Below are 15638 nucleotides of genomic sequence, written 5' to 3'. Positions count from 1 at the left end.
AGCGGCATTGGTTATGACGAGGAAATGCCGTCGTGTCTCGATGTCGAGCGAGTGTTGTACGAAAGCAGTCTCTTGGACGTGCGCAGCGAGTATAAACACTGACACCACAGGAAAAAGACTAGAGCGTGTTATGAACTTTGTCCAGGATAGGGCAAGATGCGTGGATGACTACCCGCAAGCCCTATCCAAGTAATGTAAGCGACGAAGAATGGTCGTTCGTTGTGCCTTATCTGGCCCTGGTCCGAGAGGACAGCGAACAACGCCGCCATGATTTGCGCGAAGTGTTTAACGGGCTGCGCTGGCTGATCCACAGCGGCGCACCGTGGCGCATGCTGCCGAACGATTTGCCGCCGTGGGAGGCCGTTTATCAGCAGACGTAGCGCTGGATTCGGGCGGGTTGCTTCGAGGCGATGGTGCATGATCTGCGGGAGCTGCTGCGTGTTTGCGATGGCCGCGCCGCCAAGCCCAGAGCGATGATCCTGGACAGTCGCACCTTGCAGTCGACACGATGGGGCAGTTGCTGGCATTGCATGTCACGCCCGCCAATGAGCAGGATCGAGCCCAGGTTGAGCAGTTGGCCCGCTCGGTACAGGAGTTGACCGGCCAGAGCGTGAAGCTGGCGTATGTCGATCAAGACTACACGGGCGAAGCGGCGCAACAGGCTGCCCAGGCGCACGGTATCGAGTTGGAGGTGGTCAAGCACACCGAGGCCAAACGCGGATTTGTGCTGCTGCCCCGTCGTTGGGTGGTCGAGCGCAGCTTCGCTCGGGCGGCACGCTTTCGGCGCTTGGCTCGCGACTATGAACGTCTGGCTCAAACGCTCGCAGGACTTCATTTCTTCGCCTTCGTCTGTTTGATGCTGCCGAAAATCTTCGATCTCATTCACACAGGTTCATAACACGCTCTAGAAACGACTCGCCCCACAGCGCACTCGCCACGGCGCCCATCCCCAGCCAGGGGCCGAACGGCAGCGGCTCGCGCAGCGCGCGGCCGCGCCACGCGCCGTACATTGCGAAAGCGAGCGTCGCGCTCATGGCGCCGAAAGCCAGCATCAGCGGCACGCCGATCCATCCCAGCCATGCGCCGCAGGCCGCCACGAACTTCGCATCGCCGCCGCCGAGTCCGTCACTGCCGGTCAGCCGGTGGTAAACACCCGCCGTCGTCCACATCACAATGTAGCCGAGCGCGGCGCCCCGCACGGCATCGTCGAGCGGCAGCGTCAATCCGACCGCACTGCACAGCAGCCCGGCCCACAGCAGCGGCAACGTCAGCACGTCGGGCAGCAGACAGGTGTCGAAGTCGATCAGCACGAGCGCGATCAGCGTGGCGCCGAAGCCGCACCATGCGAACATCGTCAGATACTGCTTCGACGGTGCGAACTGCCACGCGATGGCGGCGAACGCGATGCCGGTCGCCAGTTCGACCAGCGGGTAGCGCAACGCGATGCCAGCGCGGCAGTGCGCACACCGGCCGAGCAGCAGCGCGAAGCCAAGCACGGGGAGGTTGTGCCGCACCGCGATGCGCGCGTCGCAGCGCGGGCAGTGCGATGGCGGCCAGGCGAGGTTGAAGGTCGGCGTGACCATCGGCGTCTGCCCGGACCAGAGCGCCGTCTCGCGTGCCCATTGCGTCTCGAGCATGCGCGGCAGACGAAAGACGACCACGTTCAGAAAGCTGCCCGCGAACAGGCCCAGCATCGCCATGGCCGCCACGACCGCTTCGCGCGGCAGGGCCTGGAATTCGCGCCACACGGATTCGAAGACGTCGGCCATGGTCAGAACGCCGATTTCGCGTACTCGCCGGCGGCGTGGCCGATCTGCAGCATCCCGCCCACGGTGAAGACGATCGTCAAACCGACCATGGCGAGCAGCACCGAGCGCAGCGTGGCCGAGCGCTGCTTGATGCGCTCGGCGACTTCCTCGATGGTCATCAGGCCGATCTTGCGGATGCCGGCGTCGAAGTTGGTGCGGTCGGAGTACTCGACGAGCCGGTCGAACACCTCTTCGTTGAAGATCCCCGTGTCCATTGCCTTGATCATGCTGCGTTCGCTCTTGAGCGAGGCCCGCATGCGCAGCAGATGCCATCGCAACCACGGCGACGCCCCGGAGAGCAGCAGCGAGATGGCGTCGAATACCGACGTCTTCGCGCTCGTGAGCGCGGCCAGCGCCACGAGGAACTCGCCCGCGCGCACGTCGCGATAGACCGCGTAGGGGCCGAGGCCGTCGAGCCGGTTGCGCAGCGGCCCTGTCCAGCGGCTGAACGACAGCGACATCAGTACGACGAGCAGCAGCGGCAGCCCGTAGAGGAACGGCCACCAGTTCGCGACGAAGCCCGACATCGCGTAAAGGCCGGCGCCGACGAGCGGGAAGTGCTCGGGCGGCATGATCTCCGTCATGATCGGCATCATGCCGTAGGCGACCCCCAGTTGAATCGCGGCGAGCAGCACCGACATGAAGATCGGGAGCGCAACGGCGCCGGCGATCGCGCTGCGGGTCTGCTGCTGGAGGGTGACCACGCGTGCGAGGAACCGCAACGTGCCGGGCAGGTCGCCCTTCTCGCCGGCCGCGATGACGACGAGGTCCTCGTCGGGAATGGTGCCCGACCACGACTTTTGCAGATTCTTCGAACTGGCGCGATCCCGCCACACGGCGTAGAGCGGCGCCATCGGATTGCGCCGCTCCTTCGCGCGCGCATATCGGCGCGAGAAGAGTTCGAACGGGTTCGCGCCGTCTTCGATGGCATCGGCGAAGTCGCTGTAGAACTTCGCGCGCTGCTTGTGGAACTGGCGCTTGGCTTTGGACAGTCCCGGATAGGGATCGCGAGCGGGGGTGAGTTTGGCGAGCAGGCGGTTGGCGGCGTCGATCATGGGCAGGCGGGCAGGACATCAGGCGTACGTCGGGGCGTGCGGCTACACGCTGGCGAGCCGTCGCGGCGCGTTGGCGCCCGGCGACGTCGTCTGACGGAAGTGAAATTTCTTGAGTTTGCAGAAGGCGGCTTCGATGTCGCGCGGATCGACCAGACCTTGCGACATCTTGTACATCGCGTGCTCCATGGCCGATTTGCCGGTCATGTTCGGGCTGCATGGGTCGCCGTCGTGCCCCGTGCGCCACAGGCGTTCGGCGTCCCAGAAGCGTGACTCGCGCAGCATCTCGAGCATCTCGTCGGTCGGTTCGCACACTTCGGCAACGACGGTCTGTCCGCCCGTGCCGCGTCCGTCGCATCGCTCGCATCCCGGCCCCTCCACGCACACCTTCGACGTGTCGATGCCGAGCGCGCCGATCACGCCGAGCATGGCGGCGTCGAGCCCTTGCTGCGCCGGCTGCTTGCAGTGCTCGCACAGCACCGGAATGAGCTTCTGGTAGACGATGGCCGCCAGAAAGTTCGGGGCGGCCACGGCAGCGAGCGGCATGCCGATCTCCTCGCTGACCAGCCGCGAGATGATGCCGAACGCGCTCGACGCGTGCACGGTCGAGAGCACCTGGTGTCCCGTCTCGGTCATCGACTTGGCGAACGAGCCGGTTTCCGCGTCGCGGATCTCGCCGGGCATCAGTTTGTCCGGGTCGCCGCGCAGCAGCACTTTCGCCGCCGCACCGAACGGCGACTCGCCCGGGCCATCCTCCGCGCGCCGCTGAATCGGGATCTGCGTCATGTGCGGCTGGATGTATTCGACCGGATCTTCGATCGAGAAGAATTTCTTGCCGGACTCGCGCTCGTAGGTCATGAGCGTGCGCAGCGTCGTGGACTTTCCCGAGCCGGTCTCGCCCGCGATGACGGTCAGCCCCGGACAGCGGTGCACGGCGTCCTCGAGGACTTCTATCTGGTCGTCCGAATACCCGAGCTGCGCGAGTGTGAGCACGTCGCCTTCGAGCGCCTCGTTGACGAGCAGACGCAGCACCACGTCCACGCCGCGGTTTTCCTTCACGCTCTGGAAGCGAAGCTGGTACTTGCGATGGCGCAGCGTGAGCGGGATCGAGCAGCTCTGGTGCTGCGCCTCGTCGAAGTGATTGTGACTGCGGCTGCTGGGATCGGCGCGCGAGTTGTAAGCGGCGGACACGGCGTCGAGCATGGCGTGATAGTCGCGTGCGAGCCGGTCGCTGTCGGGCGTCATGCGCAGCTTGCCGTGAATGCGCATGCGCACGCGCACGATATGGGCGTCGCGAAACTCGAAATGGACGTCGGAGGCACCGGCGTCGATGGCGCGCTCGATGATCAGATCGAAGTTGCGATACGCGCCGGTACGCTGCGCGTCGCGCGGATCGTCGTCGCCTCCCTGCTGTTGCAGACGCGACTGCATGAGGAGGATCTCTTCCGTGGAGCCGACGTAGATGCCCTCGAGATCGAGACGGTGCTTGGCGCGTACCGCGTGATCGAAACGCTCGAGCAGATCGGAGCCCTGAGTGCGCACGAAGGTGTTGTGTTCGAGCAGCACAAGATACAAACGCGGTTTCATGGCGACGAGCACCAGCGAACCCTGCTCGGCGCCGGCGAGCACGATGCCGAGGTCCTGCCGCCAGCCGAACGCCTGAATGTCCGCCTCGCGCAGATCGGCGATCGGGCGCGCCATCGGTCGCGCTCGGGAGCGTTGCCCGATACGCGCCAGCGCTGCCCAAAGGCGCTTAGCCAGCGTAGCCATCGGACCATCCCCGTGCGCTCTGCCTTTCGGCGTCGGGCGTCGGCGGCGCCGCCCCGAACGCGCTCGGCAACAGCAGGCGCTGCTGCCTGGCGCCGCGACGCACGTCGACGAAATCGTCGCCGATGTTGACGACCTGCCACTCGCCGATCTTGTCGCCCTTGCCGACGCTGCGGCCGTAGCGGCCCTCCACCCGCACGTACGCGACGACGGCGTTCTCCACGCCGTAGATGTACAGCAGCTCGGGCGGCACATCCCCGCGCGGCGGAGCGGCGGTGCGCTCCTGTGCGTCGCCCGCCGCCTTGGCGGCCTTGGCGTCTTTCTCGTCCTGCGCCTGCTGCGACGCCTTGAGATGCGCCCGCGCGAACGCGTCGATGGTTTCCTCGGCGTGGACCGTTGTGCTGCCCAGCCATCCGGGCGCAGCCACGAGCATCGCCAGTGCCGCCATGCGGCAAACCTTAGTGAACATAGTAGGTTCCTTGAGCGGAGAAGACGGGCTTGCCGTCGTCGATGACGATCTTCAGTTCGACGAGCGACATGTTGCCCGCGCGCATCATCAGGCCGGCCACCGAATCGAAGAAGGCGAGATGTCCGGCCATCGTCCATTGGCCTTTCAGGATGGGAGGCGGCACGTCCCGACGCGCCGCGACCCCGGGGGGCACGGAGGTCAGCGGCGCCGGCATCGTCAGCGAGATGTCCATGCCGTAGTCGCCCAGCGCCTGCAGCCGCGCGCCCGCCGTGCGCAGGAACTGGTGGTGCGGCACCGGCGTCACGCCCGCGTCGCCGTCATCCTCGGCGGCGTCGACAGCGGTCGCTTCCGCAGCACTGGCCGAGCTGGGCGCGCTCGCCGCGCCCGATGCCACCGCGGACGACGCCGGAACGGTCTTCGCGGGAAGCGGCGCGTCGCCTGCGATCGTCAGGGTTTCGCTGGCATGATCGAGGTCGACGATGCGCGCGTCGGGCCGTTGCGAGAGCAGCAGGTCGAACGTACCGCCCTCGCTGCGCCGCCAGCCGATCTCGCAACGATCGCCCTTGCAGTCGATCGACGCCGGACGCCACCCGCCGGCATCGGCCGGCAGGCGTTGAACCGCGTGTTGCAGACGTCGTGCGTACGAGGCGCCGGTCGAGAACGGTTCAGCGGCAATGGCACGCGCGAGCGCCTGCCGGTACGCCTCGATCGGATCGACCTGATTGGCCCGCGCCCGCTTCTCCTGTTGCACGCCGTCGTACCAGGACCAGGCCCACAGCCCCGCGCCGCCGACGAGGGCAAGCGCCACGATGGCGGTGGCCGCGATCCGGATCTGGCGCACCGGCAGCGAGGTCCGCACCGGCTTGAGCCGCGCGTCGGCCGGCGCGTCTTTCCGCAACGACGCCAGCACGTCGTCGAGCGTCAATGCGACGTCCGCCTGCGGTATATCCAGGCAACTCACGCCGGCGACCTTCACGGGGCCTTCGATTTCCGAACACCACTGCTCCAGACGACGCTTGAGCTGCGATGCCGGTAACGCCATGTCGAGCTCGGGGCGGCGATCGCGCAGCGTGACGAAAAACGCGTTTGCGGAATTGTCGGGATCGGGATGGATGAACGCCACGTTCGGTCCGTCGACCAGCGCCCCGATCAGGGCCGCGAGCGCGTACTGCGCCACCGGGACCGCAACGTCCGCGGCGGCGCTCAGCGAGAGCAGCCCCACGGTACGCGTTCCCGCACCGTCGTCTGCCACCACGTAGTGCGACGCGTCGCGGCTTCTGGCGAGACTGCGGATCTCGGCCATCTCCTTTTGCAGGCCGATCAGCGTCTCCCACTGCGCGCCGACGACTAGACCATTGGCAAGTGCGTGCGCCATATCACGCGCCCTCGGTGAGTTCCGGCGATATCAGGATCACGACCTCGTTCACACTCTGCGTCGCTTCCTTCGTGCCGCCCTGGTAGTTGAAGACGCCATCGCGGTCGGTGCGGTCGTCCTTGCGTCGGAAACCGCTGAGCACAAGCGTGTCGCCCGACTTGAGCGAGGCGCGCTGCATCGTTTGCACGGAGGACGTAAGCGGAAGCTGCATGAAGGTGCCGACGCCCAGGCCGTCGTCGCGGCGACCGCGTTCGTCGCCACCGCCCACCTCGACCTCCACACCGTCTTCGTCCCGCTTCCCCTTGACGTTCGGCCCGCCACCGCCATCTCCGCCGCTCGGCGACTCCTTGCCCGTGCGCAGATTGATCTTCTCGAGCTTCTTCAGATCGGACATATCGATCTGGACCTGCAGCATCACGCTGCGGTTGTCCATCAATGTGGGCAGAAGGTTCATCACGAAACCCGTGGTCAGCACCGACTGCTCGGCGGTCACGACCGCCTGCCCGCCGTAGTTGCCGGGCGTCATCTTGGTCTGGGCGACGAAGCCCTGGTTCTGCGTGACGGCCACCGGCGCCGGCTGGTTGTTCAGCGTGACGACCGTGGTATCGATGACCGTGCTCACGCGTCCCTGCTGACTGAGCGCGCGAAACAGCGCCGTGGAGCCGGCCAGGCGTCCGTTAGGAATCCTGCTGATGTTCAGCCCGCCGTTGCGCGAGGTCAGCATGCCGCCCAGCGCCGGGCCGCCGAACTGCGCCACGAGACCGCTGGCCGATTGATAGACGAGATTCCAGTCGATGCCGGCGGCCGACTTTTCGTCGAGATTGACGGAGTACACCTGCACGCGCAGCTTGACCTGCCGGCCGAGCACCGCGTTCTCCGAATCGATGTAGCGCGCCACGCGCTCCATCACGTCGGCGGTATCGGTCACGACGAGCGAGCTCGTGACGACCGACGGCGTGACGCGCCCGCCCGGCGAGAGCATGTCGGTGACGGTTTTCACGAGATCGCTCCAGTAGTCGAGCTCGGACTCCACGCTCACGCGCGCGTCGGCGTTGAAGCTCAGATCGACGCCGCCCGTGTCGCCTCCGCCGGCCCCGCCCCCGCCGCCCGACGCACCGCGTTTCGCCGTCAACTTCGAGGCCTTGCCGACCGAGGCCGTATAGGAGGAGCTACCCGGCATCATCTTGATCTGGAACGTGCGCGTGACGTAGCGCGCGAAGTGGATCACGCCGTCGCGATAGGTCCAGTGCGTGCCGGAACGATGCGCGATGGTGTCGAGCAGCCCCGAGAGCGAACCGTTGTACTGGAGCGGTACGGTGGGCTCGCCCGACTCGCTGCAACTGAGGAACGCATGTGCCGCTTGAGCGCCGGGGCCGCCCATGCCGCCTCGCACACCCGGCCCGCCGGAGCTTCCGCGCGAACCGCCGCCTGCGCTGCTGTCGCACGACACGTCCGACGCAACGCGGATGGTCAGACCGTTGCCGCGCGCGACCTGCGCGAGCAGCATCGACATCGGGACGGGCGTCCCGGTGGAGAAACGAACGTTGCGTTCGAAGAATTCGGGCAGGGCGACGTTCGCATTCACCGCCACGGATTTCCTGGCCAGCCACGCGCCCTGGACGCGCTCGACCGCCTGAATCGGAGGCGCCATATGGGTTTGTACCGCGGCCTGCGCGATCTCGCGCGCCTGCGTGACGTTCTCGTCGGTCTTGGACAGCATGCCCGGTGTGCCGCATGCCGCCAGTAACGTAGTGGCGCACAACACGCCGAGTCGCTTTCTCATGAAATCCGCTTCCGTGATTATTGGCCGCGCGCTTGGCACGGCGCTTGTTATTGCGTGGCGTGCACGACACGCAGCACGCGATTGGCCTCGTACACCTTCACGCGAATCGGTGCGTCGGTGTTGTGCAGCGACAGCACGATCTGTTCGATGATGCCGAGGAAGTCTCCGTGAAACGTGGCTGGATACTCGATGGGGAAGTCGCGCTCGATTTCCCACGCGAGCTGCCAGCCGTTTCGCTCCGCGTATCGCCGCACGGCTTGCGACAGGCGGCCATCCTCCGGTTGCAGAGCGAGTTGCAATGCCGGCGTGAGCGGCGCCGGAGCGGGGGCAGCTGCGGACTCGGGCGTCGGCTCGGACTCGGATACAAGTCGCGGCGCCGGTGCAGGTGGGGGCTCCACAGGCGCAAGCTCGAGTGCGGGCGCCACCTGCCAGCGCGATTCGTCGACGGTCTCTTGAGCGAGCGGCCGTGCGGACGGCTCGCGCGGCGTGGCGTGCACGCGATCCGTCGCCTGGGCGGGCCACTGCGTGAGCGGTTTGTGGCTCGCGAACAACCGCGTCACGTCGGCGCCCGAGGGAACCTCGGCGGCGTGCGTCGAAGCGACCCCACCGCCGAGAACCAGAGCGAGAACTGCGGTGCGCATTCTGAAATCGTTCATGCCTTGTTCACCTCCGTGTCAGTTCTCCCGGAACGCCTCTCATCCTGCGATGGTGAAAACCATCTCGGCCTGAGTCACGTCGCTGCCGCCCTTCTTCGCACACGCATCGGTAATGCCCGGGATGTCTAACTTCTTGTCGGACTTGATTTCCGTACCATTGACCGTCAAGGTCGCGAACAGGTTGTTCATTTTTCCGGCGAATTCCGCGCACTGCGCGCTCGGATAGCCGCCAGATGTGACGGTGACTCCGCTCGACGGGTAACCGCTGCCGGGCACCGGCGCGATGACGATAGTGCCGCCGAATCGATTGAGCAGTCGCTTACCGGCATCGGTACGGTTGAACGGCTCGGTGACAGCCATCTTCATAATTTCGTCATCGCTCGAGTTCGCGGTGAGCGTGCCCGAGGCCACGCCGTTCTGCACGGCCAGGGCCGCCATCTGCCAGTCCTTCATTTCCTGCGAGAGCTTCACGCTGTTCATCAGGCGCGGCACACCGACCATGGCGCCGGCCATGATCAGGCCCATCACGGCCACCGCCACCGACAGTTCCACCAATGTCACGCCTCGTTGACGACGGCGGCTCAAGCGCTGCGTCAGCCGTTGCGTGATCGTGGTCCTGGTTTTTGCGACTTCGCTCGCGGTTGCATGTACGTTCATGTCTGTTTTCCGATTGTGGAGTTGAGAGAAATGACACCGCGATTCGAGAGACTTCGTCTACGGCGACAGGGGCGATTTATGCCCGAATGGGCGAGCGGCGGTTGTTGCGTGCGGCACGCCTCTTTCGCAAATCGACATAACCCGTGGGCAAGAAATGGCCCATACGCGCGCCATTTCCGATAGTCGGGGACGCGTACTCATAACCCAAAAAACACCGGAGATTCCCCGTCGAACGATGCGGGCCGGGAGCCCTGGGGATGGAACGTCTTCTGCGTTGCGAAGGAGAAATTCAGACGGAGACTAGACGCAGACCGAGGACTTGAAAAATTGGGCGTCCGCGGATGGAATCAGCCGATTCACAAGCCATGCGGCATGGCCGCGAGGATCGCGTACCGACGCAGAGAAAGGCATATTGAACGCATGCCGCGCCGGGGGGCGGGATTTGCGTCAGCCGTAAGGGGACGGGGTATATACGACTGAGGACTACATAAATCAATGACCTATCGCCGATAGCGCCAAACGTCACGATGTACACGCCTCAAAGTTGTCGCGACTGCCCTACGGCCACGCCAAAGTAGTGCGTTTCCCGCATAGGCTATGCACCAACTCGCGACTGGGTTCGCTCATCGCCAGCAAAACCTCACGAACCCCAAAAATGCAACTCCCGTGCACTGTAATTGGACAGTTCCTATTGCTGTCACGCCTCCGGATTTTCCTCGCGAGCTGCGTAACCCAACGTCTTCTGTACTGAAAGTGGGGATGCCATCCTGACGCATGGGAGTACTTGGGGAAATGCTGCGACGGCAAAGTGTGGTGGTCTAATCCCGCGAACTTTATTGATGTCCACGACGTGTTCGACAATTGGGCAGGCATTCAATATCAACGCAATAGTTCGTATTCCTCTAAAATTTCACAGGAAATTCGGAGCCATCCCATATCTTTTTTTCCCAGTTCGACTAGATTCTGAAAGTCAAATTCTTCAAGAATCGAGCCTTCCGTGCCAACCTTAAGCCGCGCCATCTCCTTCCCAACGTTCACCATTCGGCAAACGACTCCAACGCCCAGGCATGTCGGAAGTCACTGTCGAATTCATCTCCCTGTCCCTCCACTTTTGCTAATTTTTGGGGAGCAGTAAATGGGAGACTCCCCGTCAACATTGCCTGAACGTATCAAGACAACGGAGCGTGTTTTGATGGAGTCGCACCTCTTATTCACCGTCCGCGAAAAACTCCCATCGCTCTGCAGGCTAAGGCTTGAAACACTTTGCGGTGGCGCGGAAGCCACGACCGTCGTGAAGGTCGACGCATATTGCAGCGTGGTGGTAAAAGCAATCCGTTCTCGCCTTGCTGCAGAGGAAGTTGCGCATATAAAACGAATGAATGCCGCACTCCCCGGCATTTGTCCCCCCGTCGTCTATTTCGAGGCAGATAGGGGCATCTACGCCACTGAATTCGCTCCGGGAAAAACGTTGGAGCGGCAATTACGTGATTCGGTGATCGACGTCACCGGCATTGGCCATTTCCAATTAGTTGCACCGTGCCTGTTAGCGCTGCGGCAACTTCACCTCGCAACACAGCGCCGGTATGCGTCGAGCTATCACGACGCCATTGTCGCTAAACGACTTTCAAAAATTCTTCGATCCGATCTGACGACGAAGAATTTGGCAGCCTTCACAGACCTCGATATTGAAACCTATTACGTCACTGCGTGGGCAACAGGTCGTACGCAAAGCTGCTCGCTCAGAACCGCAATGTCGCGAGTCTTGGAACGCTATTCAGCGTTTCTTCCTGATGTGGAAGCGCTCGTCCATGGAGACCCTCATCTAGGCAACATCATCATGGAAAAAGCAACTCCAATATTTATCGATCCGCGCGTTACGTGGGACGACACCCCGAACCCCGATCCAGGGTACTTCGATCCGCTGTATGACTTGGCTTGTATGGTGCACTCAATTTTCGCCAACCTAATACTCCTGGCACCGCGGGACTTACTGGAAAGCGTGAAAGCTAGGCGCGCTTTGATAGCAAATTCGGTCAGAATTCTCGATACCTACACACGGCAAAAAACTACGCAGGCGCAGCGCGTCCGGTTCATTACATATTTGATCTGTAGTTTGTCAGGGAATCTCAAGTACTCACGCTGGACACCTACTACGGAAGCGTTCTGGCTTACGTTGAATTTCTTGGATTTGCTCGAAGATACGCTGGATCACTTCCGGTTCGACGAAGGAACAATAACGTCATGAGTCAGCAAACCTATTACTCCCTTGACGACGCACCCGCGACGGCATTCTTCCGAGCTTTCTCCGAAGCTGCGTCGGAACAGGTTTCGAAAGGAATGGTATCGCTCAAAGAGCGGCTGGTCGCGAGTCCAATAGCTATAAGCACCGGTTTGGCCAGTGAGGTGGGGGAGGCAACAATACGGCTAATCAACTTAATTTACTCGTTACCGGACCGCCTTTTTTCCGGAGACATGCGAGCTTTCGGAAAAGCATGTGGATTTTCGGATGACCATATATCAGCAATGACAGTGCTGCCCTCCACCTCTTGTGCACCTTTTGCCAGAAGCGATGCGTACTTGACAAACGATGGTTGGAAATTCACTGAGTTCAACATCGGGAGTTCTATTGGCGGCTTTCATTTGGATGAGGCGCTGAAAACGATTGAACATCACCCCTTGGTCGCCGCCCACATCAGCGCACAAAAGTTCACTCGGAAAGACACGGCCCGTTTGTGGGCCGCCATGGTCATAAGCGAGGCGAACAAATTCCGTTCAGACTCAGGAATCTTGAACATTCGAATCGTCGCTTCACTTGATTACCGTTTGAGGTTTGCTCATTGGAACGAAGCGATGGCGCAGTCTCTCAGAAAGCTCGGAGCGAACGTCACCGTATGCGAGATAGGTAATCTCGAAGTTCGTGCTGATGGCGTGTATATGAACAAGAAGCGCATCCATTATGTCTACCGATTGTTTGGGGCAAGCGACATATGTCGCCATCCGGAACTTTATTCTCCCCTTATCAACAGCGCGAAGGAGGGAAATATTGGAATTGGCATGCCGCTCGATTCACGTCTTTTCAGCAACAAGGCAACACTGGCGCTCCTTTGGGATCCAATCTATGTCAGCAGCTATTCAGAATCTGAGCTAGCGGACATCAGACGATACGTTCCGAAAACTCTACTTCTAACGGAAAAAGTTCTTGCGGATGTACTAGCACTTCAATCCTCGTTAGTTGCTAAACCGGTTAACGGAGAGTGCGGAAAAGGGGTAATTTTCGGCGAGGACTTCACAGTATCGGAATGGGCAAGCCATCTACGGGACCTGCTCGCGAGTAACGTTCCCTATGTCTTACAACAACGCATTTTTGCCAGTACGAGCTCACTAATCGGATGGTCTTCAGATAGCGGACTTAGCGCTGATACCTTCGGCCTGGTGTTCGGCGCTTTCGCCATCGATTCGCGCTACGCAGGCCTCATGGTGCGAGCAACCCCTTTCGGAGGTAAGGTGCTTAGCTATGCGGCCGATAGCTATACGGGGATGGTCTTCGAGAGCGACGCCATATGAGCAAGCTCGAGTTGCCTCTAAATAGCTCTCGGTCAGACCGACGATTGCTCATCCGACCATGGGTTGTCGTACATTTGGGTAGCATTTTGCTGTTCAGTCTCGGCAGCTCGATCATTACTCCATACTTTGCCATCTACGTTGCCAAAACTCTTGGATATGGATTGGCGTTCGCTGGCGTGTTGGTATCGGTGAAAGTGGTCGCCCAACGTGCTACGTCATTACTTGGCGGGATGCTCACCGACATGTGGGGAGCTCGCCCACTCGCACTGGCAGGTGTGGTCTTACGACTTTCAGCGTTTGCTCTATTACTCAAAACTCCCACTCACACGACGCTACTCGCGTCTGCACTTCTAAATGGAGTCGGTGCGGCAATTTATCACCCCGCGCTCCGCAAACTGCTATTTGAACAATTCCGAAATTTCCCGTCGGCGTTAGCACGAGTCGTCGGCCTGCGAAACGTATCTCTCAACTTAGGTGCTGCCGTTGGTCCGCTTTTAGGCGCACTTCTAGTGGAGAGCCATTTCACGTTGGCATGCGAGGTAATTGTCGCGGTGTACGCAATTAATGTCGGATTACTTATGTTTTTCCGTCGTAGCGAAGTTCCGTTAGGACTGGGAAGTCAATCTTTCCGATGGAGAGACTTACGCTCAGGGGCATTCCTGAACACACTGTGGCTCCAGTTTGGACTTTTCGCAGCTTACTCGCATTTCGAATTCCTGATGCCGTTTTACTTTGAACAGCGATTCGGAAGCACCTTTGTCGCGGGTGCTTTTCTTGTCAATACTGTAGTTGTCGTTTCGATCCAGCTAACTTGCTCCAAGCGTATCGCCGAAACGCCGGCTTGGGTGGGCTACGCGAGCTTCGTCGGCTTTTTCCTTTGCTGCGCGATATCAAGCCTAGGTGACGGAGCCTTCTGGCAAACCAGTCCCGCGGCGTCGATGATGTTGATAGGGTTTTCTATGACCCTATTCACCGTTGGTGAGGTGCTCCTCGGCAACCGGATCGACTTGATGACAACAAGAATCGTCTCATCTCGATCTACTGGCACTGCGTTCGGCGCTGTTGCGATGGTTGGTGCACTCGCTGTTGTCTTGTCCAACGGGATGAACACCTACTTATTGGAACTGAAAGGTTTCTTGATTGTTTGGTTAGTGAACGCAATTGTTGGCTTAATTTTTCTTGTGTATTCACTCAGGAGAGCTCGTTTTGACGATTGACCATGAATCCCCTATCGCCATCGTAGCTCGCGTTGACTATGATTTACTACTTCGCGATGGCAAGATTATCGAACCTCTGCGAGGAAGACCGCTCATCTTTATTCATTCCGTACGGACATCACGCCTCCCTCCCTTAGAATCGTGTGCCGAACTCCATCTGATTGAATTACGCGACTGCAACGACTACCTCACACAGTTGTTGCGCGTAATCATGTCTCGTCATTCTTTATCTCAAGTTTTAACTATTTCTGAGCAGGATCTCTCCCCAGTCGTAGCGGCACGCAACGCTCTCGGATTTTCGAGCATTAGCGTATCGCAGGCAGAGCTGTATCGCGACAAGGTGGCAATGAAGCGTGCCTTGGATGGATGCGGTATCCGGATCCCGGCGTTTGCCGATGGCGTCGACGACAAAGGCATACGACAATTGTTTACGCGCTACGGGAAACTCGTAGCCAAACCTCGTGACGGATATGGTGCTCAAGGAATATCCGTTTTATCAAAACCATCTGATGTTGATGCGTTTCTTGAATGGCAAAATTCGCGGCGTTGCGGATACCTTGTCGAGCAGTTCGTCAACGGCGACGTGCATCATTTGGACGCGGTGGTGCGAAACGGCGAGATCCTGTTCTCGTCTCTCGGGCGATATGAAGTGGCTCCTCTGAATTTTTCCGGTCGACGCTGGGCAGGAACGCGCTTCACCAATAGAAAAGATGCGATCCATAAGGCAGCATGCGACCTACTCTCGACCATCTTACGGGCCTTTGGCACGCTCGATGGGGTATTCCACTTCGAATTTTTCTTTTCTGATGGAATCCTGACGTTTGGAGAAATTGCGATTCGACCTGTCGGTGGCGGCGTAGCAGAAGCAATCTATGACGCGTTTGGGGTCCATCTGGTGGAGGAGCATGTACGTATTCAGCTTGGCCTGCCACCAGGCACCGCTTCCTCCCGCGAGGAAATAGCGTACGGTGCATCGCTATTGATGCTCTCCGAAGTGCCTGGCGTCATTTCGGGATATGAGGGTCTAGACGCCAACCTGTATAGATCGTTAAAACGCGTCAATTATCACCGTGTGAAGGGCGAATGGGTAGCCCCCACACGTTATAGCGCCGACAGCTTGCTCACGTGTTCGTTGGCCGCATCAAATGCCAACGTATTGGATGCCGACATTTTTGCGATCCAGCGGACTGCGTGCGTTGTGTTATCCCAAGTTCAAGAGACAGCTGATGCCCGATCTCCCGACTAAATTACAGGCGCAATACAACACACAGGGTAAATCGATAACCTAAT

At 60.6% G+C, this 15638-nt stretch carries 12 protein-coding genes and 1 pseudogene; 5 read left to right on the top strand and 8 right to left on the bottom strand.

Annotated elements, in window-relative coordinates; genetic code table 11:
* Positions 1–164 precede the first annotated feature (164 nt).
* A pseudogene (locus RO07_RS00915) lies at positions 165–898 on the top strand (transposase).
* Here RO07_RS00915 and RO07_RS00910 read toward each other — a convergent pair.
* Genes RO07_RS00910 through RO07_RS00875 form a run of 8 tightly spaced genes read right to left on the bottom strand, consistent with a single transcriptional unit; the run spans position 879 to position 9567 of the window.
* Positions 879–1769 (bottom strand): prepilin peptidase, encoded by an 891-nt coding sequence (locus tag RO07_RS00910; protein ID WP_052266916.1) that lies wholly within the window; start codon positions 1767–1769, stop codon positions 879–881. The pseudogene RO07_RS00915 and the gene RO07_RS00910 overlap by 20 nt on opposite strands.
* Before the next feature lie 2 nt (positions 1770–1771).
* A complete protein-coding gene (locus RO07_RS00905; RefSeq protein ID WP_039407252.1) occupies positions 1772–2863 on the bottom strand; it encodes a type II secretion system F family protein in 1092 nt (363 codons plus the stop codon).
* A gap of 42 nt (positions 2864–2905) precedes the next feature.
* Positions 2906–4630 carry a GspE/PulE family protein gene (locus tag RO07_RS00900; protein ID WP_160118084.1) on the bottom strand — a complete coding sequence of 575 codons (1725 nt, stop codon included), beginning with the start codon at positions 4628–4630 and terminating at the stop codon, positions 2906–2908.
* Positions 4614–5096, bottom strand: a complete 483-nt coding sequence (locus RO07_RS26240) for a hypothetical protein (RefSeq protein ID WP_160118085.1) — start codon at positions 5094–5096, stop codon at positions 4614–4616. The genes RO07_RS00900 and RO07_RS26240 overlap by 17 nt, the downstream gene beginning before the upstream one ends.
* Positions 5086–6471 (bottom strand): type 4b pilus protein PilO2, encoded by a 1386-nt coding sequence (gene pilO2 / locus RO07_RS00890; protein ID WP_039407245.1) that lies wholly within the window; start codon positions 6469–6471, stop codon positions 5086–5088. Before pilO2 ends, RO07_RS26240 begins: the two co-directional genes overlap by 11 nt.
* A gap of 1 nt (position 6472) precedes the next feature.
* Positions 6473–8254, bottom strand: a complete 1782-nt coding sequence (locus RO07_RS00885) for a secretin N-terminal domain-containing protein (protein WP_084072384.1) — start codon at positions 8252–8254, stop codon at positions 6473–6475.
* Positions 8255–8301: 47 nt separating this feature from the next.
* Positions 8302–8910 carry a toxin co-regulated pilus biosynthesis Q family protein gene (locus RO07_RS00880; RefSeq protein ID WP_052266914.1) on the bottom strand — a complete coding sequence of 203 codons (609 nt, stop codon included), beginning with the start codon at positions 8908–8910 and terminating at the stop codon, positions 8302–8304.
* Positions 8911–8949: 39 nt separating this feature from the next.
* The gene (locus tag RO07_RS00875; protein WP_039407242.1) at positions 8950–9567 is read right to left on the bottom strand and encodes a type 4 pilus major pilin; all 618 of its coding nucleotides are present in this window, start codon (positions 9565–9567) and stop codon (positions 8950–8952) included.
* 1135 nt (positions 9568–10702) lie between these two features.
* Here RO07_RS00875 and RO07_RS00870 point away from each other — a divergent pair.
* The 4 genes from RO07_RS00870 to RO07_RS00855 are packed head-to-tail and all read left to right on the top strand — an operon-like array spanning position 10703 to position 15594.
* Positions 10703–11812 carry an aminoglycoside phosphotransferase family protein gene (locus tag RO07_RS00870; RefSeq protein ID WP_084072383.1) on the top strand — a complete coding sequence of 370 codons (1110 nt, stop codon included), beginning with the start codon at positions 10703–10705 and terminating at the stop codon, positions 11810–11812.
* The gene (locus RO07_RS00865) at positions 11809–13131 is read left to right on the top strand and encodes an ATP-grasp domain-containing protein (RefSeq protein WP_115088996.1); all 1323 of its coding nucleotides are present in this window, start codon (positions 11809–11811) and stop codon (positions 13129–13131) included. The genes RO07_RS00870 and RO07_RS00865 overlap by 4 nt, the downstream gene beginning before the upstream one ends.
* On the top strand, positions 13128–14348 hold the full coding sequence (locus tag RO07_RS00860) for an MFS transporter (RefSeq protein ID WP_084072382.1): 1221 nt from the start codon (positions 13128–13130) through the stop codon (positions 14346–14348). The genes RO07_RS00865 and RO07_RS00860 overlap by 4 nt, the downstream gene beginning before the upstream one ends.
* Positions 14338–15594 carry an ATP-grasp domain-containing protein gene (locus RO07_RS00855; RefSeq protein ID WP_115088998.1) on the top strand — a complete coding sequence of 419 codons (1257 nt, stop codon included), beginning with the start codon at positions 14338–14340 and terminating at the stop codon, positions 15592–15594. Before RO07_RS00860 ends, RO07_RS00855 begins: the two co-directional genes overlap by 11 nt.
* Positions 15595–15638 lie beyond the last annotated feature (44 nt).

Source organism: Pandoraea pulmonicola (assembly GCF_000815105.2).
GTDB classification, from domain to species: Bacteria; Pseudomonadota; Gammaproteobacteria; order Burkholderiales; family Burkholderiaceae; genus Pandoraea; species Pandoraea pulmonicola.
This window is presented reverse-complemented; position numbering and strand designations above follow the sequence as displayed.

What these genes read in the sequence shown, in the direction of transcription:
- RO07_RS00910 (WP_052266916.1), bottom strand. Translation starts at nt 1,769, where the DNA reads ATGGCCGACGTCTTCGAATCCGTGTGGCGCGAATTCCAGGCCCTGCCG.
- RO07_RS00905 (WP_039407252.1), bottom strand. Translation starts at nt 2,863, where the DNA reads ATGATCGACGCCGCCAACCGCCTGCTCGCCAAACTCACCCCCGCTCGC.
- RO07_RS00900 (WP_160118084.1), bottom strand. Translation starts at nt 4,630, where the DNA reads ATGGCTACGCTGGCTAAGCGCCTTTGGGCAGCGCTGGCGCGTATCGGG.
- RO07_RS26240 (WP_160118085.1), bottom strand. Translation starts at nt 5,096, where the DNA reads ATGTTCACTAAGGTTTGCCGCATGGCGGCACTGGCGATGCTCGTGGCT.
- pilO2 (WP_039407245.1), bottom strand. Translation starts at nt 6,471, where the DNA reads ATGGCGCACGCACTTGCCAATGGTCTAGTCGTCGGCGCGCAGTGGGAG.
- RO07_RS00885 (WP_084072384.1), bottom strand. Translation starts at nt 8,254, where the DNA reads ATGAGAAAGCGACTCGGCGTGTTGTGCGCCACTACGTTACTGGCGGCA.
- RO07_RS00880 (WP_052266914.1), bottom strand. Translation starts at nt 8,910, where the DNA reads ATGAACGATTTCAGAATGCGCACCGCAGTTCTCGCTCTGGTTCTCGGC.
- RO07_RS00875 (WP_039407242.1), bottom strand. Translation starts at nt 9,567, where the DNA reads ATGAACGTACATGCAACCGCGAGCGAAGTCGCAAAAACCAGGACCACG.
- RO07_RS00870 (WP_084072383.1), top strand. Translation starts at nt 10,703, where the DNA reads ATGGGAGACTCCCCGTCAACATTGCCTGAACGTATCAAGACAACGGAG.
- RO07_RS00865 (WP_115088996.1), top strand. Translation starts at nt 11,809, where the DNA reads ATGAGTCAGCAAACCTATTACTCCCTTGACGACGCACCCGCGACGGCA.
- RO07_RS00860 (WP_084072382.1), top strand. Translation starts at nt 13,128, where the DNA reads ATGAGCAAGCTCGAGTTGCCTCTAAATAGCTCTCGGTCAGACCGACGA.